Origin of the sequence: Pseudomonas brassicacearum, assembly GCF_003732175.1 — a bacterium.
Classification (GTDB): Bacteria; Pseudomonadota; Gammaproteobacteria; order Pseudomonadales; family Pseudomonadaceae; genus Aquipseudomonas; species Aquipseudomonas brassicacearum_G.
Genome location: NZ_MOBI01000033.1, coordinates 21,925 through 46,191, shown reverse-complemented (window position 1 = coordinate 46,191; position 24,267 = coordinate 21,925). Strand labels below are relative to the sequence as shown.

General features: G+C 59.7%; 21 protein-coding genes. 14 read left to right on the top strand and 7 right to left on the bottom strand.

What is annotated here, in order from left to right:
- The first annotated feature begins 136 nt into the window (after window positions 1–136).
- A complete protein-coding gene (locus tag BK658_RS27570; RefSeq protein ID WP_123585058.1) occupies window positions 137–1,087 on the top strand; it encodes a GlxA family transcriptional regulator in 951 nt (316 codons plus the stop codon).
- Between the two features lie 186 nt (window positions 1,088–1,273).
- Window positions 1,274–2,770, top strand: coding sequence for an ATP-binding protein (locus tag BK658_RS27565; RefSeq protein WP_123585057.1), 1,497 nt, complete (start codon window positions 1,274–1,276; stop codon window positions 2,768–2,770).
- Here BK658_RS27565 and BK658_RS27560 read toward each other — a convergent pair.
- The gene (locus tag BK658_RS27560) at window positions 2,717–5,512 is read right to left on the bottom strand and encodes an ATP-binding protein (protein WP_123585056.1); all 2,796 of its coding nucleotides are present in this window, start codon (window positions 5,510–5,512) and stop codon (window positions 2,717–2,719) included. The genes BK658_RS27565 and BK658_RS27560 overlap by 54 nt on opposite strands.
- 333 nt (window positions 5,513–5,845) lie before the next feature.
- On the opposite strand from BK658_RS27560, the gene BK658_RS27555 reads away from it, so the two are divergent.
- Together BK658_RS27555 and BK658_RS27550 are read left to right on the top strand one after the other, a co-directional pair.
- Window positions 5,846–6,421, top strand: coding sequence for a flavodoxin family protein (locus BK658_RS27555; protein ID WP_123585055.1), 576 nt, complete (start codon window positions 5,846–5,848; stop codon window positions 6,419–6,421).
- A 43-nt stretch (window positions 6,422–6,464) separates the two neighbouring features.
- Complete coding sequence (locus BK658_RS27550; RefSeq protein ID WP_123585054.1) at window positions 6,465–7,289, top strand: alpha/beta fold hydrolase; 825 nt, start codon at window positions 6,465–6,467, stop codon at window positions 7,287–7,289.
- Window positions 7,290–7,322: 33 nt separating this feature from the next.
- Here the strand turns inward: BK658_RS27550 and BK658_RS27545 are convergent, their stop codons facing one another.
- The gene (locus BK658_RS27545) at window positions 7,323–7,787 is read right to left on the bottom strand and encodes a helix-turn-helix domain-containing protein (RefSeq protein WP_123585053.1); all 465 of its coding nucleotides are present in this window, start codon (window positions 7,785–7,787) and stop codon (window positions 7,323–7,325) included.
- A gap of 278 nt (window positions 7,788–8,065) precedes the next feature.
- On the opposite strand from BK658_RS27545, the gene BK658_RS27540 reads away from it, so the two are divergent.
- From BK658_RS27540 to ycaC, 5 genes are all read left to right on the top strand, one after another.
- The gene (locus BK658_RS27540) at window positions 8,066–9,061 is read left to right on the top strand and encodes an MBL fold metallo-hydrolase (RefSeq protein ID WP_123585093.1); all 996 of its coding nucleotides are present in this window, start codon (window positions 8,066–8,068) and stop codon (window positions 9,059–9,061) included.
- 47 nt (window positions 9,062–9,108) lie between these two features.
- Window positions 9,109–10,032, top strand: a complete 924-nt coding sequence (locus tag BK658_RS27535; RefSeq protein ID WP_123585052.1) for a LysR family transcriptional regulator — start codon at window positions 9,109–9,111, stop codon at window positions 10,030–10,032.
- A gap of 150 nt (window positions 10,033–10,182) precedes the next feature.
- Window positions 10,183–10,812 carry an antibiotic biosynthesis monooxygenase gene (locus tag BK658_RS27530; RefSeq protein ID WP_123585051.1) on the top strand — a complete coding sequence of 210 codons (630 nt, stop codon included), beginning with the start codon at window positions 10,183–10,185 and terminating at the stop codon, window positions 10,810–10,812.
- On the top strand, window positions 10,809–12,647 hold the full coding sequence (locus BK658_RS27525) for an amidohydrolase (RefSeq protein ID WP_123585050.1): 1,839 nt from the start codon (window positions 10,809–10,811) through the stop codon (window positions 12,645–12,647). Before BK658_RS27530 ends, BK658_RS27525 begins: the two co-directional genes overlap by 4 nt.
- A 68-nt stretch (window positions 12,648–12,715) precedes the next feature.
- Complete coding sequence (gene ycaC / locus BK658_RS27520; RefSeq protein WP_019690857.1) at window positions 12,716–13,342, top strand: isochorismate family cysteine hydrolase YcaC; 627 nt, start codon at window positions 12,716–12,718, stop codon at window positions 13,340–13,342.
- Between the two features lie 43 nt (window positions 13,343–13,385).
- Here the strand turns inward: ycaC and BK658_RS27515 are convergent, their stop codons facing one another.
- Together BK658_RS27515 and BK658_RS27510 are read right to left on the bottom strand one after the other, a co-directional pair.
- Entirely contained in the window at window positions 13,386–14,813 is a 1,428-nt protein-coding gene (locus BK658_RS27515) for a mechanosensitive ion channel family protein (RefSeq protein ID WP_123585049.1), read from the bottom strand.
- An 86-nt stretch (window positions 14,814–14,899) separates the two neighbouring features.
- Window positions 14,900–15,916 (bottom strand): alpha/beta hydrolase, encoded by a 1,017-nt coding sequence (locus BK658_RS27510; protein WP_123585048.1) that lies wholly within the window; start codon window positions 15,914–15,916, stop codon window positions 14,900–14,902.
- Window positions 15,917–16,076: 160 nt separating this feature from the next.
- Between BK658_RS27510 and BK658_RS27505 the strand changes: the two genes are divergently transcribed.
- The 3 genes from BK658_RS27505 to BK658_RS27495 all read left to right on the top strand — a co-directional run bounded on the left by BK658_RS27505 (window position 16,077) and on the right by BK658_RS27495 (window position 18,239).
- Window positions 16,077–16,973 (top strand): LysR family transcriptional regulator, encoded by an 897-nt coding sequence (locus tag BK658_RS27505; RefSeq protein ID WP_123585047.1) that lies wholly within the window; start codon window positions 16,077–16,079, stop codon window positions 16,971–16,973.
- 132 nt (window positions 16,974–17,105) lie between these two features.
- Window positions 17,106–17,759 (top strand): hydrolase, encoded by a 654-nt coding sequence (locus BK658_RS27500; RefSeq protein WP_123585046.1) that lies wholly within the window; start codon window positions 17,106–17,108, stop codon window positions 17,757–17,759.
- Between the two features lie 66 nt (window positions 17,760–17,825).
- On the top strand, window positions 17,826–18,239 hold the full coding sequence (locus BK658_RS27495; protein WP_123585045.1) for a DoxX family protein: 414 nt from the start codon (window positions 17,826–17,828) through the stop codon (window positions 18,237–18,239).
- Between the two features lie 133 nt (window positions 18,240–18,372).
- On the opposite strand, the gene BK658_RS27490 is transcribed toward BK658_RS27495, so the two are convergent.
- Entirely contained in the window at window positions 18,373–20,112 is a 1,740-nt protein-coding gene (locus BK658_RS27490) for a dipeptidase (RefSeq protein ID WP_123585044.1), read from the bottom strand.
- Window positions 20,113–20,502: 390 nt separating this feature from the next.
- Here BK658_RS27490 and BK658_RS27485 point away from each other — a divergent pair, with 390 nt between their 5' ends.
- Window positions 20,503–21,378 (top strand): DNA/RNA non-specific endonuclease, encoded by an 876-nt coding sequence (locus BK658_RS27485; RefSeq protein ID WP_123585043.1) that lies wholly within the window; start codon window positions 20,503–20,505, stop codon window positions 21,376–21,378.
- Window positions 21,379–21,506: 128 nt separating this feature from the next.
- On the opposite strand, the gene BK658_RS27480 is transcribed toward BK658_RS27485, so the two are convergent.
- Window positions 21,507–22,271 (bottom strand): substrate-binding periplasmic protein, encoded by a 765-nt coding sequence (locus BK658_RS27480; protein ID WP_123585092.1) that lies wholly within the window; start codon window positions 22,269–22,271, stop codon window positions 21,507–21,509.
- Window positions 22,272–22,597: 326 nt separating this feature from the next.
- Here BK658_RS27480 and BK658_RS27475 point away from each other — a divergent pair, with 326 nt between their 5' ends.
- Window positions 22,598–23,482: an alpha/beta fold hydrolase gene (locus tag BK658_RS27475; RefSeq protein ID WP_123585042.1), complete on the top strand. Its 885-nt coding sequence runs from the start codon at window positions 22,598–22,600 to the stop codon at window positions 23,480–23,482.
- Window position 23,483: 1 nt separating this feature from the next.
- Here BK658_RS27475 and BK658_RS27470 read toward each other — a convergent pair whose 3' ends face one another.
- Window positions 23,484–24,254 (bottom strand): DeoR/GlpR family DNA-binding transcription regulator, encoded by a 771-nt coding sequence (locus tag BK658_RS27470; RefSeq protein ID WP_123585041.1) that lies wholly within the window; start codon window positions 24,252–24,254, stop codon window positions 23,484–23,486.
- Window positions 24,255–24,267 lie beyond the last annotated feature (13 nt).

Here is a 24,267-nt window from a genome sequence, read left to right as displayed (position 1 = left end):
AAAAACTGTCTCGTATGGGTTGACAGTTTTGTGCCGCGCATCACGTATTCTTATCTACCGATAACGCCACACTTGGCCATAATGTTCGGCGTCGGCACTACGTTCCTATTTCTTTGATATCAGTGATTTCCAACCCATGAAAACCGTGGCAATGGTGCTGTTTCCAGACTTTCTCCTGCTTGATATGGCCGGGCCCATGGAGGTGTTCTCCATTGCCAATCGGTATCTGGAGCCGGGCGACCATTATCAGCTGTCGATGATCGGCACCGAGCACGGCGCGTTGCGCGCTTCCAATGGTGTCAGCGTTCAGGCCGATGTGCATATAGACCAAGCGTGCGACAGCTACGACTTGTTGCTGGTGCCAGGCGGCCCGGGTGCCTACAACGAAAAGCATCCGCCGTTGCTCGAATGGCTGCAGGGCGCTGTTAACCGGGCGGCCTGTTATGGCTCGATCTGCACGGGTGCTTTCGTGTTGGGGCACGCCGGTTTGCTGGACGGTTATCGGGTGACGACTCACTGGCATTACACTGAACGGCTGATCAGGGGCTTCCCCAAGGCGATGGTTGAGACCGATCAGATTTACGTCCAGGATCGCAACCTGATCAGCTCTGGCGGGGTCACCGCCGGCATTGACCTGGCCCTGGCGGTGGTCGCTCAGGATCACGGCAAGAAAATCGCCCAGGACGTGGCGAAGGTCTTGCTGGTGGTGATGAAGCGCCAGGGCGGACAGGCACAGTTCAGCCCACTGATGGCTGCGGTGGCGTCCCATGAAACCCCGGTAACCCGGGTTCAGAACCATGTGCTCGAACACCTTGATGAAGCCTTCAGCGTCGAACGCATGGCCAGCCTGGCGAACATGAGTGCGCGGCACTTCGCCCGGATGTTTGCCAGGGAGGTGAATATGACGCCCATGGAGTTTCTGCAAAGCGCGCGCATCGACTGCGCGAGAAACCTGCTGGAAACCAGTGAGCTGCCGCTCAAGACCGTCGCCTACAAAAGCGGCTTCGGCAGCGTGCGGCATATGCGTTTTCTGTTCAGTGAAAAACTCGGCTTGACCCCCACCCAGTACCGCGAACAGTTCAGTTAGAGCTTTGTTGTCCGTCCAGCGCACCGCGATGGCCGTGACGCTCCCTCCATTGCAGTTGTACCGTCACCCATGCCTGCCAAGATACTCGTGAACTCTTGGCAATGGAGGTGCGGGAGCCTGGGCGAACTCGTGCAATGGATGATGCAGTACCTTGAACCGGGCCAGGCTTTCAGCACGTAAATGTGCATGAACAGACTCAGAGATTTAAATAGCAGTGCGGTGCTGCGGTTTGGCCCGTACGTGTTTCACACTCGTCAACGGCTGATCCTGGAAGGTGATCGGCCACTGCGTATGGGCGGACGGGCACTGGATATCCTCCAGGTGCTGGTCGAGCGCGCGGGCAACGTGGTCAGCAAGGACGAACTGATTGCCCACGTCTGGCCGACTTCGGTGGTCGAGGAGATCAACCTGCGCGTGCACATCGCTGCGCTGCGTCGGGCCCTCGGTGATGGCCAGAACGGGCGGTGCTACATCGTTAATATTCCCCAGCGCGGTTATAGCTTCATCGTCCCAGTGCAGTGCGAGTCGGACGCGATGCAGGTTTCGATCGAGACCGTTCAGCAGCCCCGGCACAACCTGCCGACACGGATCACGCCAGTGGTCGGCCGGGATTCGGTCGTTGGTAGTGTGGTCCGGAAGTTGCCGGTTTGCCGTTTCATGACCCTGGCTGGCCCCGCCGGTATCGGCAAGACCACGGTGGCCTTGCGCGCGGCCGAATTGCTGTTGCAGCACTATCGCGATGGCGTCTGGCTCGTTGATCTGGCGGCAATCGATGACCCTGCGCGGCTCGTCGATTATCTGAGCCAGACCCTTGAGCTGGACGTTGGCGTGGATGCACTGGCGCAACGGCATGCCTTGCTGGTGCTCGACAATTGCGAGCACATGCTCGAACGTTGCCGATCGCTGGTGGAGGGCCTATTGGTTTCGGCGCCACGGCTATCGATCCTGGCCACCAGCCGCGAACCGCTGCGGGCGGCGAGGGAAACGGTTCAGCGTTTGCCAGCCCTGGCGGTGCCGCCGATGTCGGCGCTGCATAGTGTTAGCGAGGTGATGAGCTATTCGGCGGTGCAGCTGTTTGTCAGCCGTGCCCGTACCCGCCAACAAGGGTTTGCTCTGCGTGAACAGGACCTGAAGGCTGTGCGGGAAATCTGTCGGCGCCTCGACGGTTTGCCCTTGGCCATCGAACTGGCAGCGGCGCAGATCGATGCGCTGGCACTGGTTGGGCTACGAGCACAACTGGACAACTGTTTTCAGCTGCTGACCCAAGGCCGGCGCACCGCCGTGCCACGGCATCAGACACTCAAGGCTGCGTTGGACTGGAGCTATCAATGCCTGAGCCCGCTGGAGCAGACCGTGTTGCAGGGGCTGGCGGTGTTCAAAATAGCCTTTACTTTGGACGCAGCCATCGGTGTCATCAGTTGTGCGGTGCTGCGGCCCATCAGCCTGGTAGAGGTGATAGAGCGGCTGGTGCTGAAATCGCTGTTGTCGGTTGAACAGGGCAATGGCATGACACGTTATCGGTTTCTCAACACGACCCGTACTTACGTACTGGAAAAGCTTGAACTGAGCGGACTGCTGCGAGTGTTTGAAATGCGTTATGCCCGCTACATCAGCCGGGCACGCTGGGTTTCAGGCCGGCCGGTGTCGTTGCAGCTCGTCGAGCAGACGGCGGACTTTGCTTAGGTCTGGCGTGTCAAAGCCTTCGGTGAAGCGGTTGTAGATTGGCGCCAGCAGGCCGTGGGCTTGTTGGAGGCGGCCTTGATGCTGCCAAAGCTCGGCCAGTGATGTGGCGGTGCGCAGTTCCCACGCCAGAGCACCCTGGGCTTTTGCCACTCCCAGCGCTTTGAGCAGCACGGTCTCGGCTGCACTCTGGCTGTTTTCTGCAAGCAGAGCATTCGCTCTGGCCCGAAGGATTTCCGCCGTGCTCCAACCCGCAGCGCCGTTTTCGGCCCGGGCCAGCAATGCGTCATCGACGAAACCGGCATCCAGGGTGACCATGATTTCCTTGATCAGCCCGGCGCCGGGTTGCGGCTTCGAATGAGCGTTATTGCCATCGATCACCTGCGCGTAGTGCCGGGCCCAGTTGTAGAACAGCAGCACCGAATGTTTTTGTGCTTGTTCGAGCAGCAGGCGCAAGAGGTTGCGGGCAGTTTGAGTGTCGCCGTTGTAGTGGGCGATCAGGCAACCGGACAATGCCAGCGTGTAGCAGATGGACGTGCCGTGGTCGATCTGGAGCGCAATGTCCAATGCCTGACGGGCAGTGCGCCAGGCCTTTTCCGGATGGCCTTGTAGCCAGTGGATTCGCGCGAGAATGGTCAGGGCGGCGACGCTCTGGTCGTACTGGACACCAAAGCCGTGGGTGAAGCGATTGAGATGCCCGCTCTGGGCCATGAGCTGGATGACTTGCTCGGCTTTGTCCCGGGCTTGTGGCTGATCGCCAGCAAAGTGCAGGGCCAGCACTTGCAAACGGTGTGTACTCAGGGACACAGCGGCGTTGCCTTGCAAACCCAGACGATCGAATTGCAGGCTCTGTTCCAGGGCCGTTTGGTAGTTGCCACAACTGAGATTGACCGCCATGTGCCCGGACACGGCCCTGAGCTGACCGGCTACGTCGTTGCAGCGTTCTGCCAGGGCTCTGGCGGTCACAAAGGCTTCGACGGTTTCGGCGGTGCCGCCTTGGGTGTGGTAGCAGGAGCTGCCGAGGGCCAGCTTGAGGGCCATTTTCAGATGAGGGCAGGGCTCAGGCGTCAACTCGAGCAGTGCCAGGGCCTTGCGCACGTACGCGCCGTGTTCCTTGAGCTGCGACAGTTCCTGCCAGAGTGGCGTCGAAACCGACGCCAGTCGGATCGCCAGTGCCTGCGGCCCTTGAGCGTTCAGGCCCCATTCGAGGGCCCAGCGGATGTCTTCCAGACTGCGGGCGTAGCGCTCGATCCATACGTCGGTCTGGATGTGCTCCCAGTCGTTCTGGGCCTGATGCATCATTGCCAGGCAGCACTCGGCGTGGCGCTCCAGGGTGTCTGGCAAATCATTTGCCTGGTCGAGTTTTTCCAAGGCATAGCTGCGGGTGGTGTCGAGCAGGCGATAAAACACCTGCTCGTCGCCGACCTCCACGTTCAGCAGTGACTTGGCCACCAGTTGCGTAATCGAGCCAAACACCTCGCGGGGCTCGATGTGTTCGCCGACAATCACGGCCGCCGCCGATTCCAGCGTGAAACCTCCCCTGAACACACCCAGTCGGCGCAGGCAGGTTTGTTCACAGGCACTCAGCAGCTCGAAGCTCCAGTCGAGTGTTGCGCGCAGGGTCTGATGCCGTCCCGGCGTCGTCTGACAGCCCTGTGTGAGCAGACGAAAACTCCCTTGCAGTTGCGTCAGCAATCCACTCAGGCCAAGGCTGTTCACTTGAGCTGCGGCCAGTTCGATCGCCAAAGGAATGCCGTCCAGACGGCGGCAAATCTCGATCGCCAGAGGCAGCTCGTCATCGCTCAGTTCGAAACTGTCATGGCTGGCCATCGCCCGTTCGACGAACAATTGCACAGCCGAAAAGGTCAAGGCTTGGTGGCGATCCAGTGCGGCGATGGGCGGGGGGCAGTCCAGAGACTCCAGGCGCCGAACGAACTCGCCTTCGGCCCGCAGGCTCTCGCGACTGGTGGCCAGAATGTGCACATCGGGCGCGCCACGAAGGATGCTCTCGCAGAGCAACGCGATGGCGTCGATCAGGTGCTCGCAGTTGTCGATGACCAGCAGCATCTGCCGCTCGCGCAGGAAGGTCGCGAGACAGCTCATCGGTTCAGCGTCGTGCAGCGACAGGTCCAGCAGCGTCGCCAGATGGGTGGTGATCATCAACGGATCGCTGATCGGGGCCAGGTCCAGCAGGCGAATGCCGTCCCGGTAGGATCCGATCAGTTGTTCGGCGACGCGCAGTGCCACCGTGGTCTTGCCGATACCGCCAGGGCCGACGAGGGTGATGAAGCGCTGGCGTGGCAATTGCCTCACAAGACTGTCGACCAAGGACTGGCGACCAATCATGCGAGTCCGCCGAATGGGCAGGTTATGGCCGCTCTGCTCGTGCCCGTCGCTCGGGGGACGCTGCTCGACGTGTTCCAGCGAGTACGGCGCGACAAAGCTGTAACCACGCTGGGCCACGGTGACGATGTAGCGCTGGCCGGCCTGACCGTCGCCGAGGGCCTTGCGCAGCGCCGCCATGTGCACTCGCAGGTTGATGTCTTCCACCACGCTTTTGGGCCACACCCGCGCGATCAATTGCTGCTTGCTGACCACATCCCCGGCGTGCTCCAGCAGAATCAACAGAATGTCCATGGCGCGCCGACCCAGGCGCAGGGGCTGGTCGGCCTCCAGCACCAGACGTTGTCCGGGGTAGACCCGGTAGGGGCCAAAATGCACGGCCTGTTCGGGGGAAAGGGTCAACGGGTCACTCCTGCTTGCATCCGTCTATCACTCGGTATCCGAGCATGTTCCTCAGGTTTTATCGTCAACGCAACGCGGTGACCGAGCGACTATGCTCTGTGCGCATTGGCTGCAGCGTTTCTGGCACCGTTCGCAAGCTCCGTCTTTACTGGGCGCGGCGGTGGCAAAAGGATGAGTCGGGGCTTTTGGCGCACCATTGAAAATTAACAACGTTTAACTCGTCCTGCGCCCGGTTTACACCCAAAAATCCAATACTTCCAGTCCATCAACCGAAGGCGCCGGTCTTCGTTCTTCGTGCAGCAAAAGGGATGAACACTTCAGGAGGATGCCGGAATGAGCGACGTGGTAGTGGTCTATCACAGTGGCTATGGTCATACGCAGGTCATCGCCGAAGCCGTGGCACAGGGGGTGGAGCGGCACCTGAGCAGTACCTGCCAGCTGATTCCGGTCGAGGAAGTGGACGGGCACTGGGACTGCTTGCACCGCGCCGACGCGATCATCTTTGGTGCCCCGACTTACATGGGCAGCGCATCGGCGTCCTTCAAGGGCTTCATGGAGGCCACCGCGTCGTTCTACCTGGCGCAGCCCTGGCGCGACAAATTGGCTGCCGGGTTCACAAACTCCGGTTGTCTGTGCGGCGACAAGCTCAACACCTTGCTGCAGATGGCAGTGTTCGCGGCTCAGCACTCGATGATCTGGGTCGGCCTCGACTTGCCGCCGGCGCGCTCCAGCGCTGGCGTGTTCGATGGGCAATTGAATCGTCTGGGCAGTTTTCTGGGGGCCATGGCCCAGTCGAATGTCGAACAGTCCCCAGAGTACGCACCACCTCCCGAAGATCGCTGCACCGCTGCGCACCTGGGCGAGCGGGTAGCGCGTCTGGCCGAACGAATGGGCCATCCATCGGATTGATTCACCCAAACACACCCGACGCCTTAATTAAGGAGCAATCGCCATGAGTACATTTACCACACGCGACGGTACCGAGATTTATTACAAGGACTGGGGCACCGGTCAGCCCATCGTCTTCAGCCACGGCTGGCCGTTGAATGCCGACAGTTGGGAGTCGCAGATGATCTACCTGGCCTCCAAGGGCTACCGGGTCATCGCCCATGATCGGCGTGGTCACGGGCGCTCCAGCCAGCCCTGGTTCGGCAATGAGATGGATACTTACGCCGACGACCTCGCGCAGTTGATCGAGTTGCTGGATCTACAAAACGCGGTACTGTTCGGTTTCTCCACCGGCGGTGGCGAAGTGGCGCGTTACATTGGTCGTCATGGCACTGGGCGAGTCGCCAAGGCCGGGCTGATTTCTTCGGTGCCGCCGCTGATGCTCAAGACGGAGGCCAATCCAGGCGGCCTGCCGATGGACGTGTTCGACGGTTTGCGCCAGGCGTCCCTGGCGGACCGTTCGCAGTTGTACAAAGACCTCGCCAGCGGGCCATTCTTTGGTTTCAACAAACCGGGTGCCAAACCTTCCCAGGGCATGATCGACTGGTTCTGGATACAGGGTATGACCGCCGGTCACAAGAACGCCTATGACTGCATCAAGGCCTTCTCTGAAACCGACTTCACCGAAGACCTGAAAAAGTTCGATGTGCCGACCCTGGTGGTGCACGGAGACGCCGACCAGATCGTGCCGATCGAAGCCTCCGGCATCGCCTCGGCCAAACTCGTCAAAGGCTCGAAACTGCTGGTCTATCCAGGCGCGCCTCATGGTCTGACCGACACTCACAAGGATCAGCTCAACGCCGATCTGCTGGCGTTCCTCAAGGCCTGATCAAAATCAAAAGATCGCAGCCTGCGCCAGCTCCTACGCGGATATGTGTACACCCGTAGAAGCTGGCGCAGGCTGCGATCTTTTGCTGTTGAGAGAGGGCAGGGCACGCACCGCCTGACAACGCCAGGCAAACGGATTGATGCCTTCGCTGCGGGTGAACATGTGGCAGAAGTGCGCCTGATCGCAGAACCCGCACTCCAGACTGATTTGGGTCAGGGTCAGGTCGGTGTTCTGGATCAATTGCTTGGCCCGGGCGATGCGCTGGCAACGAATCCAGTCCTGAGGCGACAGGCCGGTGCTGCATTTGAAGGCCCGGGAGAAATGACTGCGGGACAGAGCGCAGGCCCGAGCGAGCTCGGTGACTTCCAGTGTTTCACTCAGACCGTCGAGGATCAGTTTTTTGACCAGGCTTTCTCGCCAGGGAGAGAGGCCGCCGGTGGTGGTTTTTCGCGTTTGCGTGACCGACGCCCTGACGGCGTTGTGCTCAATGTGGGCCATGACAAAATTCCGTGTCGGTGGGAATGCGCTGGCGCACTGCGCGGCGGGTCAGCCGCTTCCCGCTATAGAAAACAGGTCTGCACAGAGGGATTCATTCTTGGTCGCGGGGCGCTGGCTTGCGAGTTAAACGTTGTTAATTCCGTGGGCGTGCGGCAGCCAACAATTGCACTGACTCAGCACATGGCTGCAATTTTCGAGGTGTGGGACGAGTGCATGATTTAGCCCATCTGGCGGGCGTGTGGATGGCCGCTTTTTCTGACTCGATCAAAGGTGAAGGCATGAAGCATTCTCTGAAGTGCACGCTGAGCGGATTCGGTCTGGCATTGGCGCTGACATCGGCTGGCGCCCTGGCTCAGGCGCCGACCCAGATGGCCACTCAGGTACCCGGTTACTACCGGCTGGCGGTGGGCGATTACGAAGTGACGGCGCTGTTCGATGGCTACAACGATCTGTCGCCGAATCTGCTCAATGGCCTGACCCAGAGTCAGATCCGTGCATTACTGGCCCGTCGCTCGATTGAAACACCGGGGGTGCAGACGGCGTTCAACGCCTTTCTGATCAATACCGGCAAGCAGCTGATCCTGGTGGACACCGGCGCGGGGCAGTGCATCGGAGCCACCGCCGGCATGCTCGCAGCGAACATGAAAGCGTCCGGTTATCAGCCGGAGCAGGTCGACACCATCCTGCTCACGCACCTGCATCTGGACCATGTTTGCGGACTGGTGGACGACAAGCAGCAACCGGTGTTCGCCAACGCCACGGTCTACGCGGCGAAGGCGGAAGCCGATTACTGGCTCGATCCTCAGGCCATGGCCAAAGCACCCGCCGGTGCCAAGGAGTTTTTCAGGATCGCCCAGGATTCCACCGCGCCGTACGTTGCCGCGGGGCGCTTCAAGACCTTCGACGCCGGTCAGTCACCGGTGCCGGGTATCGTCGATGCCGAACTGGAAGCCGGGCACACGCCGGGCAGCACCACGTACCGCTTCACCTCCCAGGGCCAGAGCATTCTGTTCATGGGCGATCTGGTGCATAACCTGGCGGTGCAGTTCGAGCATCCCGAAGTCTCGATCCGCTTCGACGTCGACAGTCAGCAGGCGATCAAGAGCCGGGACAAAGTCTTTACCGACGCGGCGACGAGCAAAATTTGGGTGACCGCGGCGCACCTGCCGTTTCCGGGTGTAGGTCACATCACCGCGGTGGATAGACGTTTTCAGTGGGTGCCTATCGAATACGGGCCTTACAAGCGGGCGGCCAAAGTGCCGATGATCGAGTGAAGTCCAACTGATTCGTGCCTGGCTGAAAACACAATGGGACTGTGCCTGTGAACCGTAACGATCTGCGCCGCGTAGACATGAATCTGTTGGTGATTTTCGAGGCGTTGATGTTCGAGAAGAACCTGACCCGTGTGGCTGAAAAACTGTTCATGGGACAACCGGCCGTGAGCGCTGCGCTGGGCCGCTTACGGGATTTGTTCGACGATCCGCTGCTGTTGCGCAACGGTCGCGGGATGGAGCCAACGGCGCGAGCCTTGGCGATTCTTAAAGAGCTGCAACCGGCGATGGACACCATCTCGGGTGCCGTCAGCCGGGCCAAGGAGTTTGATCCGGCAACGAGCTGCGATGTGTTTCGCATAGGCCTTTCGGACGATGCCGAATTTGGTTTGTTCCCGCCGTTGTTGCGTCAGCTGCAGCAGGAGGCGCCGGGAATTGTGGTGGTAGTGCGTCGGGCCAATTATCTGTTGATGCCGGCCTTGCTGGCATCGGGGGAGATTTCCGTGGGGGTCAGTTACACCACCGAATTGCCGGCCAACGCCAAGCGCAAGAGGCTGCGTGATATCGCCTGCAAAGTGTTGCGCGGTGACAACCGGCCCGGTGAGCTGACGCTCGATGAATACTGCCAGCGCCCCCACGCGATGGTGTCGTTCTCTGGCGACCTGAGCGGCAACATCGACCTTGATCTGGCCAAGGTCGGTCGTACCCGGCGAGTGGTGCTGGGGGTTCCGCAATTCAGTGGTTTGCGGGCGATGCTCGCCGGTACCGAAATGATCGCCACCGTGCCCGACTACGCGGCGTGTGCGCTGGTTGAAGGGTGTGCCTTGAGAGCCGAAGACCCGCCGTTTCCCATCGATGCGGCGCAACTGTCGATGGCCTGGAGTGGCGTTCACGATAACGACCCGGCAGAGCGCTGGTTACGTTCGCGGATCACTCAGCACATGTCTGAACCCTTGAACATCACAACCCCCTAGACAGTACTGAAGGCCGGGTCGCAAAGAGAGCACGTGCATTCAATTTTTTGTGCCCTGGCATTGGCACTATCGAATCAGTTATCGGCGCATCAACGTCGGTGTTTTTCAACTGGGCTATGCTCAATGATCGTTTTGCCGGAGCTTTCGGTTATGCCTGATTCCAATCGCCTCGACACTGCAACCGCGCGGCCGGGTTTCGATGAGGTCGTAACCTTGATCGTCAAACACCGGATCAAGGCCGGTTTTGAAGCACCTTATGAAGCCTGGTTGCGGCGCATTGTCGGTATCGCCGGGCAGCGCGAGGGACATTTGGGCGTGGACGTGATTCGCGGCAAGAATGCCGGCCTCGACATGTTCACCTGCGTGCTGCGCTTCTGCTCCACCGAGGCGATGCAGCGCTGGCTTGATTCGCCGCAACGGCTGGAGCTGGTCAACGAAGCCGCACCGATGCTGGCGGACGGCGACCAGACCGAGGTCCAGCCGATCAATGAATTCTGGTTTTCACCGCTGGCTGATGCCGCATCACCACCACCGCGCTGGAAGCAGGCGGTGCTGACATTGATGGTGATTCTGCCGCACACCCTGCTGGTGCCGCTGATCTGGGGGCCAGTACTGCGACTCAACGCTTTACTCTCCAATTACGTGATCGCCACCTTCCTGATCACCCTGACCATCGTGCTCTCGGTGGTGTACCTGTTCATGCCCATGGCGACCCGACTGTTCGCCCCCTGGCTGACAGCCGACCAGTCCCATTCCACTTTGCCTGAGGAAACGCGATGAACGCCGATCTGATTCTATTCAATGGCCAATTTCATACCGTTGACCGTGAAAAGCCCCTTGCCAGTGCGGTCGCGATCACCAACGGCCGCTTCGTCACGGTGGGTACCGATGCCGAGGCCATGGCCTTGCGCGGTTCGGGCACCCAGGTTATTGACCTCAAGGGCCGCTGCGTTATCCCTGGCCTCAACGACTCGCACTTGCACCTGATTCGTGGCGGCTTGAACTACAACCTCGAACTGCGCTGGGAAGGTGTGCCATCCCTGGCCGATGCCTTGCGCATGCTCAAGGATCAGGCCGATCGCACACCGACGCCGCAATGGGTGCGGGTGGTCGGTGGCTGGAACGAATTCCAGTTCGCCGAAAAGCGCATGCCGACGATTGAAGAACTCAACCAGGCTGCGCCGGATACGCCGGTGTTCGTTTTGCACTTGTACGACCGCGCCTTGCTCAACCGCGCAGCGCTCAAGGTTGTCGGTTACACGCGCAACACGCCGAACCCACCGGGTGGCGAGATTGTGCGCGACGCCAACGGCGATCCGACCGGCATGTTGGTGGCCCGTCCGAACGCGATGATTCTTTACTCGACCTTGGCCAAAGGGCCGAAGTTGCCGCTGGACTATCAGGTCAACTCGACCCGTCAGTTCATGCGTGAACTCAATCGTCTCGGCCTGACCAGTGCTATCGATGCTGGCGGCGGCTTCCAGAACTACCCGGACGACTACGCGGTGATCGAGCAGTTGGCCAAGGACCAGCAACTGACGATTCGCATTGCTTATAACCTGTTCACCCAGAAGCCCAAGGAAGAGCTGACCGACTTCAAGAACTGGACCAGCAGCGTCACCCTGCACCAGGGCGACGATTACCTGAGGCACAACGGCGCTGGTGAAATGCTGGTGTTTTCGGCGGCGGATTTCGAGGACTTCCTCGAACCGCGTCCGGACCTGCCGCAGACCATGGAAGAGGAACTGGAACCGGTGGTTCGCCACTTGGTCGAGCAACGCTGGCCGTTCCGTCTGCACGCCACCTACAACGAATCCATCAGCCGTATGCTCGATGTGTTCGAGAAGGTCAATCGCGACATTCCGTTCAATGGCTTGCCATGGTTCTTCGATCACGCCGAAACCATCACTCCGCAGAACATCGAGCGGGTGAAGGCGCTGGGTGGCGGCATCGCGATTCAGGACCGCATGGCGTTCCAGGGGGAATACTTCGTCGACCGTTACGGCAGCAAAGCCGCCGAGCACACCCCACCGATCAAACGCATGCTCGCCGAGGGCGTGCCGGTCGGCGCGGGCACCGACGCCACACGCGTTTCCAGCTACAACCCGTGGACCTCGCTGTACTGGATGGTCAGCGGTCGTACCGTCGGTGGTCTGGCGTTGTACGAGGAAGGCTTGCCGCGCACCACTGCGCTGGAACTGTTCACCCACGGCAGCGCCTGGTTCTCGTCCGAACAGGGCAAGAAGGGCCAGATCAAGGTTGGGCAACTGGCGGACCTGGCAGCGTTGAGCGCGGACTTCTTCAGCGTCGAGGAAGAAGCGATCAAGTGGATCGAGTCGGTACTGACGGTGGTCGGCGGCAAGGTTGTGTACGCCGCCAGCGACTTCGAAAAACTCGGGCCGGCCAGCGTGCCGGTGCTGCCGGACTGGTCGCCGGTGATGAAAGTCCCCGGCCACTGGCGCCCGAATTCGCCGATGCAGGCTCAGGTCCACCATTGCAGCGGCCCGTGCGCGGTGCATACGCACAGCCATGAAAAGGCGCGGCATTCGAATGCGCCGGTCAGCGATTTCGCCGGTTTCTGGGGCGCGTTCGGCTGTTCCTGCTTCGCCTTCTGATTCCGATAAAAAGCGCCGGCCTTCGTGACCGGCGCTCCCCGCAACAACCATCCACCGAGGAGTTTCACATGAGCAACGTTCCTTACTCGCGTCTGAACAAAGACGATGCCGTTGTGCTGTTGGTCGACCACCAGACCGGTCTGATCTCGCTGGTGCAGGATTTCAGCCCGAACGAGTTCAAGAACAACGTCCTGGCGCTGGGCGACATTGCCAAGTTCTTCAACCTGCCGACCATCCTCACCACCAGTTTCGACAGCGGCCCGAACGGCCCGATCGTGCCGGAACTCAAAGAGCAATTCCCGGACGCGCCGTTCATTGCCCGCCCTGGCCAGATCAACGCCTGGGACAACGCAGACTTCGTCAAAGCCATCAAGGCCACCGGTCGCAAGCAACTGATCATCGCCGGTGTAGTGACTGACGTGTGCGTGGCGTTCCCGACCCTGTCGGCGCTTGCTGAAGGTTTTGAAGTGTTTGTGGTCACCGATGCTTCCGGCACCTTCAACACCACCGTGCAACAAGCGGCGTGGGCACGGATGTCGGCCGCCGGTGCGCATCTGATGAACTGGTTTGCGGTGGCCTGCGAGCTGCAAGTCGACTGGCGCAATGACATGGAAGGTCTGGCGAATCTGCTGTCGCAGCGCCTGCCGAACTATCGCAATTTGATTAATAGCTATACCAAGTTCACGGCCAAGTAATCTGCTGAAAAAAATGCCCGCCGATGTGCGGGCATTTTTGTGCTCAACGTTTTTGCAACCACCCCAGAAATCCACCTTTCCTGACCTGCACAGGCTTGGCCATCAACGCCAACCGACTGTTCTGTTGCCGTACTGCCTGCAACGTGTTCAACGCCTGGCCCACTTCGCTGCGCTGCTCCATGCACTGGCGGGTCAGGTTCTTGTCGAGACGGTAGATGATGGAGGATGTCAGCGCGGTGAACGTCGCCTGGGACGGTGTATCGGCAAGGATGCTCTGTTCGCCCATGACTTCGCTCGGCCCCATGCGGCCTGCCTCGGTCAGGCCATTGCCATCGGACACGCTGGCGCTGACGACACCGGTGGCAATCACAAACAGGCTGTCCGGCACTTCGTCCAGATCCAGCACCACCTGGCCGGCGGTGTACTGCTGCGGCACCATCGATTCGGCGAGGCGGTCACGCTCTTCATGGCTAAGCGAGCGGAAAATCTTCACTTCATCGAGCAGCGCGCGGGCGCGAGTCGAGGGTTCGATCACGCCGTCCGGATGCCGCGAGATCCCCGCCGCTTCAAGGTGCCGATGGGCGAGATCGAACAGTTGATTGCGCACGTCGCCTTTCTTGCCCAGTTCGGCGATGAAACCGCTGGCCACGTATTCGGACATTTCTTCACCCGCCTCTTTGAGCAGCGCTTTCGGCGCCGGATCGAGCAACAGGCTGCTGCTGCCTTGCAGAGTACGGTCGAGGGCATCGAGCACCCGGCGCGGACGGACGTGGTTCGGCACCTTGATGCTGATCGACACGCCGTGCAGGTTGGTCGGGCGGCTGAGGTTGACGATCTTGGCCTTGGCCGCCACCGAGTTCGGCACCACGGCCAGGGTGCCAGCGCTGGTCAGCAGATGGGTGGCGCGCCAGTCGATATCAAGCACCTTGCCTTCGACGCCGTCGATCCTCACGAAATCGTCCACCTGATAGGGCTTGGTGGTGTTGAGCACGATGCCGGAGAACACGTCGCTCAATGTACTCTGCAACGCCAGACCGACCACGATGGCAACCACCCCGGAGGTCGCGAGCAAACCTTTGACCGGCAGCTCCAGCACATACCCGGCGGCAGCGACAATGGCGGCCAGGAACACCAGCGCACCGATCACGTCCTGCAACAACCGACCGCTGTGACCGATGCGGCGCATCAGGACCAGACCGATCACTTCGGTCAGCACCCGCGCGGCGTACAGCCACCAGAGAATCCCCAGTGCCGTGGCGCCCAGTTGTGCAACCCGGTCATCGGCGAACAATGGCGCCTGCAACGGGCTGACGCCGGCATTGATGACCAGCGCATTGAACGCCAGAAACAACACCAGACGCACACCGACCCGCGGTGCGCGGTGCTTGAACGGGACGAGGTGCCAGAGCAGAGCGTCGAGCACCAGAAGCAGGGCGCTCCAGGACAGCAGGTGGGCAAACATGAAAGTCATGGAATAGCTCCGCTGGAAAAGAGTGAATGGCTCGCTCCCACAAAAAAGCCCTTCGCCCCACATCGCTGTGGGGGAAGGGCCCTGGCTTAGTTCAGGTGCGTCTTGAGCTCAGCCGCCGCTTGTCGCACTGCTGCCTTCACTTCGGGTATCTGGCTCAGCGGATTGAGCAGGCCGAAGTCATGAATCATCCCGTTGTAGCGCACCGAGGTCACCGGCACGCCGGCCGCGTCGAGGTGGCGGGCGTAGCCTTCGCCTTCGTCACGCAGCACGTCGAATTCGGCGGTCTGCACCAGCGCGGCGGGCAGGCCCTTGAGCTGTTCGGCGCTGGCATTCAGGGGGGAGGCATGGATCTGCGCGCGTTCGGCCGGGCTGGTGGTGTAGTTATCCCAGAACCACTGCATCATGCCTTTGGTCAGGAAGTGGCCTTCGGCAAACTGCTGGTACGAGCCGTTATCGAACCCGGCGTTGGTCACCGGCCACATCAGCAACTGGAAGCGCAGGGCCGGGGTGTTTTGTTCCTTGGCCTTCAACGCCACCACCGCCGCCATATTGCCGCCGACACTGTTACCGGCCACCGCCAGACGCTTGCCGTCGACACCGATGTCCTTGCCGTGCTCGGCCACCCATTTCGTGGCGGCGTAGGCCTGGTTGATCGCGGTCGGGTAGTGGGCTTCCGGCGACGGGGTGTAATCGACGTACACGGCAACTGCCCCGGAGCCCACCACCAGGTCACGAATCAAGCGTTGGTGGGTCGGGAAGTCGCCCAGCACCCAGCCGCCCCCGTGGAAGAACATGAACACCGGCAATTCGCCCTTGGCCCTGGCCGGGCGCACCACCTTCAGGTTGATCGTCTGGCCGTCGACCTTGATCGCCTTGTCGCTGACTTCAACACCGGACAGATCGACCTTCACCGAGGCCTGGGCACCGGTCAGCACCGCGCGGGCGTCTTTCGGGCTCAGTTGCTCCAGCGGTTTGCCACCGCCGGCGGCGAGGGCTTCGAGGAAGGCCTGGGTGTTGTGTTCGACAGCGGGGCTGCCGGCAGCGAAAGCGTTGCCGATGGACAGGGCGAGGAGGGAAGTGGTGAGGGCTGTCTTGATGCTCATGGTCAATTCCTTTTTCAATCGTTTGAGTTTTTATGCCTTGGGATCGGGCTGCTGTGACGCTGGGGTTCAGGTCTCAGCAACACCGTGAGCACAGATTAATGAGGTGCCTGGATGTGAAAAAGCGGCTATAAAGCGTTTAACTGTCAACCAGGGAGTGACAATGAACCCGTTCGAAGACATGCGTATTTTTTGCCAGGTCATGGACTCCGGCAGCTTCACGGCGGCGGCCGATCAGTTGGGCCTGTCCAAGCAGTTCGTCAGCCGCCGGCTGATGCAATTGGAGGAGCGCCTCGGCGTGCGCCTGCTCAACCGCTCGACCCGGCGGCTGGATGTCACGCCCCTGGGGCAGAGTTATTACGAGTCGGCCTTGCGCCTGCTCAGCGAAGTCGAACACGTGGAGCAGGGCATCGCCGGCCAGACCAGCGAGCCTCGCGGCACCATTCGCTTGAGCGCGCCGCTGTCGTTCGCGGTGGCGCACTTGGGGTGCCTGCTGCCGGTGTTTTTACAGCGCTATCGCGACGTCACGGTGGAAGTGGACTTGAGTGACCGACCTGTGGACTTGCTCGGAGAAGGCTACGACCTGGCATTGCGCATCGGTGTGCTGGAAGACTCGACGCTGATCGCCCGACGCCTCGCTTCCATCCAGCGGGTGTACTGCGCCAGCCCGGATTATCTGGCCGAGCTCGGTACGCCGGTTCATCCCGAAGACTTGCACAGCCATGACTGCCTGCCTTACGGCCACGGTCGTCAGGTGCAATGGCGGTTCGAAGGGCAGGGCAAACCACTGACCGTGAACGTCACCGGAAGGATGCGGGTCAACAACGGTGAATTGCTCAAGGACGCGGCCATCGCCGGCATGGGGATTACTTATTTGCCGACTTTCATTGTCGGCTCGGCCTTGAAGGACGGACGGCTGGTGCCGGTGCTGGACAACTTCCGCCCCGGGCCTTTGACGTTATCGGCGGTCTATCCGCAGCATCGTCAGGGCTCGCGACCGGTGCATGCGCTGATTGAATTCTTGCGTGAACGGCTGGATCAGACCGAGGGCGGGCTTTAAATACAGCAGCCTCCAGATGCTTGGCGAAAGAATTTTCTCAGCACAAACTTTTCCAGAGTCGCACATCCATACAATCGCACTGCTGTGACGAAGTCGAAAATGGCGCCTCTCAAACGTATCTGGAGAAGTGTTATGGCAACCGCAAAAGCAGTACCAGGTAAAGGTCTGATTGATCCAAGCAACCACGCTCTGATCCTGATCGACTTTCAGTTGCAGATGTCATTTGCGACCAAATCCATCGACGCTGTCACACTTCGTAATAACGCCGCATTGATCTCCAAGGCAGCGAAGGAGTTTGGCGTTCCTTCCATTCTTACCACCGTCGCCGAAAAAAGTTTTTCGGGCCCCATGTTTGAAGAAATCACCTCGGTCTTCGCCGGTCAGGAACTGATTGACCGGACCAGCATGAATACCTGGGAAGACGAGCGCATAGCCGTCGCCGTGAACAAGATCGGTCGCGACCGAATCGTTCTTGCCGGTCTCTGGACTTCGGTCTGCATTGTTGGACCCGCGATCTCGGCGCTTGAACAAGGCTTCGAGGTCTACATCATTTGCGATGCTTGCGGTGACGTTTCGGATGAGGCTCATGAGCGCGCTATCGAGCGCATGATTCAAGCCGGTGCGCGTCCAATGACCTCACTTCAATACCTCCTGGAACTGCAGCGTGACTGGGCTCGCGGCGACACCTATAACGAGACGGTGAAAACCTCTATTGCTCATGGCGGCGCTTACGGTCTTGGTTTGATTTATGCCAAAACCATGTTTAACGCATCGGAAGGTCACTGATCTGTATTGCGCCTCTTCCTTGATGGGGAAGAGGCGCACTCGGGCGAGCGTTGGGAGCCAACGGATATGAATACGACGACGGCATCGGATGTGGCGCTGTGTTGGTTACGAATCACCGGTGTACTGATGCTGTTGCTGGTGCACGGATTGCCTAAGCTTTTCAATTTTGAACACGAACTGGTGTTGATCGAAGACCCGTTTGGCATGGGGGCTCGGTTGACCTTGTCGCTGGCAATTTTCGCGGAAGTGTTTTGTCCGATATTCATCGCACTGGGACTGCTGACGCGCCTTGCGACACTGCCTGTTCTCTTTTTGCTGGTTGTATCGGTTGTCCGGGTTCATCCCGAGTGGAGCCTGGCCGAGGGCCAGTTCGCCTGGCTGCTGCTGATCATCTTCTCGACGATTCTTGTCGGGGGGGCTGGAAGATTGGCATTGGGTACGAGTCTGTCGCATCGCTGGCCACTCCTGAGCAAACTGTAGGGAGGAAATGGTGAGTACGATGACTCAAGAGCAGGCACCGACTTCGGCCTCTTCTTTTGTTCCAGTACCCTCTAAACGGGATCAAGACGATCAAAAAAGTGGACCCGCCAGAATAGCGGGTCCGAAAGGCAGATCAGAGCTTCGGCAACTGGCCGACGCGTCCCAGCATCTCGGTCACGATCTGCAGGTCCAGCAGGAACTGGTCGACGGTCTTGAACTCGTTGTCGGTGTGGCCGGTGTACTTGACCTCGGGCCTGGCCAGGCCGAACTGCACACCATTGGGCAGTTCATGGACCGAGGTGGCACCGGCGGAAGTGCCGAACTTGTGTTCCATGCCAAGGTTTTCACTGGCCACGGCCAGCAGGGCCTTGACCCATTCACCCTCAGGGTTGCGGTGCATCGGCTCGGCGATCGAGTAGTTGAAGGCCACTGCAATATGGGTCTGCTTGCTCCAGGCGCCAAGCTTATCGGCGATTTCGGTTTTGAGCGTCTCCGGGGATTTACCGACCGGCACGCGCAGGTTGACCGCGAGCTTGAAGGCTTTGTCATCCATCCCGACATAGGTCAGGGACGTGGTCAGCGGTCCCATGAAGGCATCGGAAAAACCGACCCTCAATTTGCCACCCAGGTAGTCCAGGCCCCAGTTGTCGGCAGCATAGCGGGCGGCGTCGGTAATGTGGTTGTGCTTGAGCGCGACCTTACCGTCGAGGCTGTTGATGAGGCCCAGCATCCTTGCCACCGGGTTGACGCCTGACTCGGGCTCGGAGGAGTGGGCGGAAACGCCGGTGACCGTCAGCTTGACGTCCTTGCCGACGACCTTGGCGGTCACCTCGAAGTTGCCGCCATTGCGCTTGGCATAATCAGTGCCGGCCTTCTGCAGGCTGGTGGCCAATTCGGCAGGCTTGTCACCCACAACGGTGGCGACCGAGGTCGACGGAATCTGGTTGGTGGCCAGACCGCCCGTCATTGAGGTGATTTCGGCGCCTTTACCCTCTGCGGTACGCCGGACAAAGGTCGCCATGACGGTGCCGTAGCCTTTCTCGGCAATCACCACCGGGTAGCCGCCATCCAGCGCCAGGTTGTAGTTGGGTGTCGGGTTGTGTTCGAAGTAATAGGGGATGGCGTCACCGGTGGTTTCCTCGGTGGTGTCCACCAGCAGCTTGAAATTCCTCGCCAGCGGCAGCTTCTCTTCCTTGATGATCTTCATGGCATACAGCGCCACCACAATACCGTTCTTGTCATCCTCGGTGCCCCGGCCATACATGCGGTCGCCGACCTGGGTGACCTTGAACGGATCGAGTCGGGTGCCGTCTTTCAGGACCCAGTTCTCCGGAGTCACGGGGACTACGTCGGCATGCGCGTGAATGCCCACGACTTCATCGCCACCACCTTCGAGGGAGATTTCATAGACGCGGTTGTCGATGTTGCGAAAGTTCAGGTTGAAAGCCTGGGCAAGGCCCTTGAGCTTGTCGGCGATCTTGATGAATTCGGGATTCTCGTGCTGGGCGACGCCATCCACGCGGAAGGTCGGGATTGCCACCAGTTCGCGCAGGGTCTCGGTGGCAGCGTTGCCGTACTTCACCCGCGCATAGATGCCAAGCAGGCGATGGATCTCGTTCTGCTGTTCAGGGGAAAGGGGCTTGTTGCCCTGGAAAGCACTGATTGCCGGGCCGAGGTCGGCGGTTTTGGCAAGGTCGCTGTTGGCCAGGCTGCCCAGGAACTGCCTGAAATCCGTGACCGATGCATCATTGAAGGTCTTGAGGATGGTCGCGCTCTGTAGCGGTGTGATGTTGGCGTGCGCTGACGTAGTGAACGCCGAAAGGCTGGCCAGCATCAAGGTTGTCGCGGCCAGGTGCTTGAGTGAGAAGTCCATTGCTGGGGGCATTCCTTTGCAGGTGGTTTGTGAGAAATTTCTGATCGATGAGACAGAAACATTTCCAAACTAACACTATGAGGAAGTGGTACGGGAGTCCCTGAAGTGAGATCTGTCGCACAGAAATGCAAAAGCGACGCAGAAACGAAAAAGTCCCGGGAGGGTTTCACGGACTTTCAGAGTCGTTGGTCACGTCGTGGCAGGTCATGTTCATTGCTGTTTTTTGAGTGAAGGAAACTCCTTTGATTTCAATGGGTCAGACACCAGGTGCGAGTCTCGCTATTATGTTGTCCACATTGAAAAAAGGGGCATTGGCCTCTTTTTTCGCACCGACGATTTCAGGGCTTTGCCGCCAGTAACCTCCCTCAATCCAACTCAAAGATTCCAAGCATGAACCTACGCAAAATTGCAGTGGGGCTGTCAGCCCTTGTTTTGTTCTCGACCGGTGCGGCAGAAGCTCGCAACCTGCTGGATTTCCTCAAGCCGCCCAGCCAGCACGAGGAACAAGGGCACCGTTCAGGCTCAATCAGCCAGAGCGCGGCGATCGACCTGTATTCAAGCAAGCAGCAACAGGCATCGTTTGATGGGTGCGCAGACCTGTTTCCGGCAGCCAGGCCGATCAGCATGGCCAGCGTGCCTGCAACGATGAAACCCTTGGCCCTGTGTTCCGACAACTTTGCGGTGCTGTATTCGCAAACCAGCAAGACGCCGTTGGTTGTGGTTGAGCGTCTGAATTCGGCCCAGCTGGCAGATGCCAAGGGAGAGGAGCGAACCAATCAGTTCTATCCGGACCCACGCATTCCCAAGGACGGGCGGGCAGAGTTGAGCGACTACCGTGGCCAACATCCGGCAGTGGATCGTGGCCATCAGTCCCCGGCAGCCGATGCACCGAATCCGCATGCAATGGCCCAGTCCTTTGCCCTGTCGAACATGGTGCCGCAAGACCCGACCAATAACCGCAAGATCTGGAGCAAGGTCGAGTCTGATGTCAGAAAGTTCGCGCAGCGGGCCGATGGCAACGTCTTCGTCTTCACCGGTCCGCTCTTTGATGCAGGTCATAACACCATTGGCGACAACAAGGTCTGGGTGCCTGATCGCCTGTTCAAATTGGTTTACGATGCTTCGTCCAAGCGTGTCTGGGCTTATGTGCTACCCAATGCGGAAACTCGTATTGAGAAGCCGGTGGACTATGAGACTTTTGTGAAAATCACGGGACTCAACCTGCTGGGAAATCTGCCGGTCTCGGGTTCGGTGGTTCGCTCTTGATCTTCGAGGGGCCACTTTGCTGAACGCCATGCCGTTGACCAACGCTGACCGTTCAGCGGAGGTCACGGCTTGCGAGCCAGGCAAAACACGGTCAGGCCGGCGTCCCTTGCATGCATTCGAAGCAGCATTTATTGCGACAAATAGCCCTTTTGTATCCGTCCCAGAGTGCCGTCACTGCGAAGCGTTTCAATCGCTTTGCGCAAGTCTTGTACCTGTTGAGGGGAACATTGCTTCGAACAAGCCAGATAGAGATCTGTTCTGTTCATGACGGGACTCATCAGCAGCTTGCGTCGAGACACCTTCGGCCAAATGTATCGAGTCTCCGGGACACCGTTGAACCAGGCGTCGATGCGTCCTCTCAAGAGCATTTGCGCGGGGTTGTCGCCAATGGTCAGCGGGTAGATCTGTCGGTTGTCGAAGCCTTGGGCGCGCAGGATTTCCTCTTGTGCGCTGCCCAGACCTACACCGATCACTCGGTAGGTTTTCCTGGCTTCAGCGAAGCTGCTCACTGGCCGGTCAAGGCTGAAAAAAGCTCGCTCCATGGACATGATGGGAGCGATCCAGTTGAAGTGCTCCTCACGTTCTGGCGTACGTGACAACGGGGCTATCAGGATGTCCTGCTTCTCACTGACGTGTTTTTGCGCTCTGGCCCACGGCAGCGCCTGTACATGAGCGGCATAGCCGGCGTTGGCAATGGCCATCAGGACCGCGTCTCCGACGATTCCGTGACCTTTGGGATCATCGACAAACGTCAATGGGGGCGCATCGGGGATAAACAGTTCAACTGGTAATGGTGCACCGCGCGCGTTATAGGTCATCAGCAGCGATACCGACAGACACAGCCTGCAAAGGGCCTTGGTCCAGGTGCTCGATACGCGTGTGGTCCGGTTCATGATTGATAGTTCAGGCATTGGAAGTAGAGGGTCGACTCAACTCATCGCCGACTCAAGGCGGCAAACATCTTCCCATAGGCGCAAGGGTTATGCGATGGCAGCGAACCCCGGCGAGGCCTCTGCATCAGGTTTGAGAGGCCGGGATTGCGTGTCGGATCATCGTTTGTCACGGGGCGACGAAATAACTCGTTCGGGCCCTTGCAGACGGGAAAATCCCTGCTTAACTCTGAGCCTCTGGTCAGTCAGTGACTTATCAGTCACAACGATCGTCCGGGCAGTCGCTCACGCTGTGCGCTTAGTTCAATTTGTTCAGGGAAGAAAATGACATGATGCCGAAAACTGCCATCGTCGAGATTTGCAAGAAGTACAAGGTTTATACCGAGCACTATCTCAACGCCGCCGCTGACAAAACCATCATTCTGGTCAACGGCTCGCTGGCAACTACCGCATCCTTCGCTCAAACGGTGCGTTACCTGCAGCCGCGATTCAATGTGGTGCTGTACGACCAGCCTTACGCCGGTCAGTCGAGACAGCACAACCTCCATGGCCAACCGATCCGAAAGGAAGACGAGGCGCAGATACTGCTGGAATTGATCGAACACTTTTCCGTGCACCATGTGCTGTCCTTTTCCTGGGGCGGCGCGGCGACCTTGCTGGCGCTGGCCCAGCGGCCGCGTCGAATCGAGAAGGCGGTGATCAATTCATTTGCAGCGCGGATCAATACGCCGATGCGCGATTATCTGGAGAGCGGCCTGAACTTTCTCCAGGCCTGTGATCGGCCCAATGTCGGGCACTTGATCAACAGCACCATCGGCAAGCATCTGCCATCGTTGTTCAAGCGTTTCAATCACCGGCATGTCAGCAGCCTGGCCGAACACGAATACCGGCAGATGCATTTCCACGTCAATGAAATCCTGACCCAGGACATCCACTGCTACGCTGCCTGTGCCGACGCGATCGAAGTCCCGTTGTTGTTCGTCAACGGCGAATGGGATGAATACACTTCGGTGGAGGACGCCCGGCTTTTTGCCGCTCATGCCCGTCAGTCCCGGTTCCATACCATCAAGAACGCCGGGCACTTCCTCGATATGGAACACCCGGCAGCCTGGCATGACACACGGCAGGCCTTACTCGGCTTTCTGCAGCCAGCTTGCGGGACACCGAACCAGGTCCGTTATCGCTCTTTCAGTAGAGAAGCATCACTGATGTGAGCTACGCCAGGACAATGTGTTTCAGCTTGGCGTTCAGAGCGGCGAACGCCACTTCGGTGCTGGCCTTGTGGTTGGTGATGAGCACGTCGATGCGCTCTGGCGGGCAGAAGGCTACACGGCTCTCCACGCCGATCTTGCTGTAGTCGGCGAGGATGACCACGCGCTCGGCATGCTCGGCCATGGCGCGGGCCACTTCGGCCTCACGGTGGTCGTAGTTACTGGCACCGCGCTGGGCGTCGATGCCGACGGGCGACAACAGCGCGAGGTCGGCCCGATAGCGGCCAATCTCCGCCACCGTGGTGCCGCCAACCGTAGCAGGAGCACGGTCGTCGAGCGAACCGCCGAGCACGATCACCTCGTTGTGCTGGCCGCCCGACGCGGCGGGGTTACGCAATTGCAGCGCCACGTTGAACGAGTTGGTGATCACGGTCAGCCCGCCCAGCTTGGCCAGCTCTTCGGCAAGAATGACAGTGGTGGTGCCCGCGTCGATAAACACGGTCTGTCCGTGCGACAGCAGGCCGACCGCTGCACGCGCGAGGTCACGCTTGAATTTGACGTTGCTGTGCGCCCGCTCGGCGATGGGCGCTTCGTCTTCGACGCGAATGGCGCCGCCGTGTATCCGCTTCAATTCTCCAAGGTCTTCCAGGGCGACCAGATCGCGCCGCACGGTCTCGCGTGAAACATTCAGCTCCGTGACGATGCGGTCGGTGGTGACGCGCTGCAAGGTCGATAGCAGTGCGCGGATTCGCTGGTAACGCTCTTCTTGCCACATGCCTAGTGTCCCT

Coding starts and splice junctions, on each gene's coding strand:
- BK658_RS27570 (WP_123585058.1), top strand. CDS start 137: ATGAAAACCGTGGCAATGGTGCTGTTTCCAGACTTTCTCCTGCTTGAT.
- BK658_RS27565 (WP_123585057.1), top strand. CDS start 1,274: ATGAACAGACTCAGAGATTTAAATAGCAGTGCGGTGCTGCGGTTTGGC.
- BK658_RS27555 (WP_123585055.1), top strand. CDS start 5,846: ATGAGCGACGTGGTAGTGGTCTATCACAGTGGCTATGGTCATACGCAG.
- BK658_RS27550 (WP_123585054.1), top strand. CDS start 6,465: ATGAGTACATTTACCACACGCGACGGTACCGAGATTTATTACAAGGAC.
- BK658_RS27545 (WP_123585053.1), bottom strand. CDS start 7,787: ATGGCCCACATTGAGCACAACGCCGTCAGGGCGTCGGTCACGCAAACG.
- BK658_RS27540 (WP_123585093.1), top strand. CDS start 8,066: ATGAAGCATTCTCTGAAGTGCACGCTGAGCGGATTCGGTCTGGCATTG.
- BK658_RS27530 (WP_123585051.1), top strand. CDS start 10,183: ATGCCTGATTCCAATCGCCTCGACACTGCAACCGCGCGGCCGGGTTTC.
- BK658_RS27525 (WP_123585050.1), top strand. CDS start 10,809: ATGAACGCCGATCTGATTCTATTCAATGGCCAATTTCATACCGTTGAC.
- ycaC (WP_019690857.1), top strand. CDS start 12,716: ATGAGCAACGTTCCTTACTCGCGTCTGAACAAAGACGATGCCGTTGTG.
- BK658_RS27515 (WP_123585049.1), bottom strand. CDS start 14,813: ATGACTTTCATGTTTGCCCACCTGCTGTCCTGGAGCGCCCTGCTTCTG.
- BK658_RS27510 (WP_123585048.1), bottom strand. CDS start 15,916: ATGAGCATCAAGACAGCCCTCACCACTTCCCTCCTCGCCCTGTCCATC.
- BK658_RS27505 (WP_123585047.1), top strand. CDS start 16,077: ATGAACCCGTTCGAAGACATGCGTATTTTTTGCCAGGTCATGGACTCC.
- BK658_RS27500 (WP_123585046.1), top strand. CDS start 17,106: ATGGCAACCGCAAAAGCAGTACCAGGTAAAGGTCTGATTGATCCAAGC.
- BK658_RS27495 (WP_123585045.1), top strand. CDS start 17,826: ATGAATACGACGACGGCATCGGATGTGGCGCTGTGTTGGTTACGAATC.
- BK658_RS27490 (WP_123585044.1), bottom strand. CDS start 20,112: ATGGACTTCTCACTCAAGCACCTGGCCGCGACAACCTTGATGCTGGCC.
- BK658_RS27485 (WP_123585043.1), top strand. CDS start 20,503: ATGAACCTACGCAAAATTGCAGTGGGGCTGTCAGCCCTTGTTTTGTTC.
- BK658_RS27480 (WP_123585092.1), bottom strand. CDS start 22,271: ATGAACCGGACCACACGCGTATCGAGCACCTGGACCAAGGCCCTTTGC.
- BK658_RS27475 (WP_123585042.1), top strand. CDS start 22,598: ATGATGCCGAAAACTGCCATCGTCGAGATTTGCAAGAAGTACAAGGTT.
- BK658_RS27470 (WP_123585041.1), bottom strand. CDS start 24,254: ATGTGGCAAGAAGAGCGTTACCAGCGAATCCGCGCACTGCTATCGACC.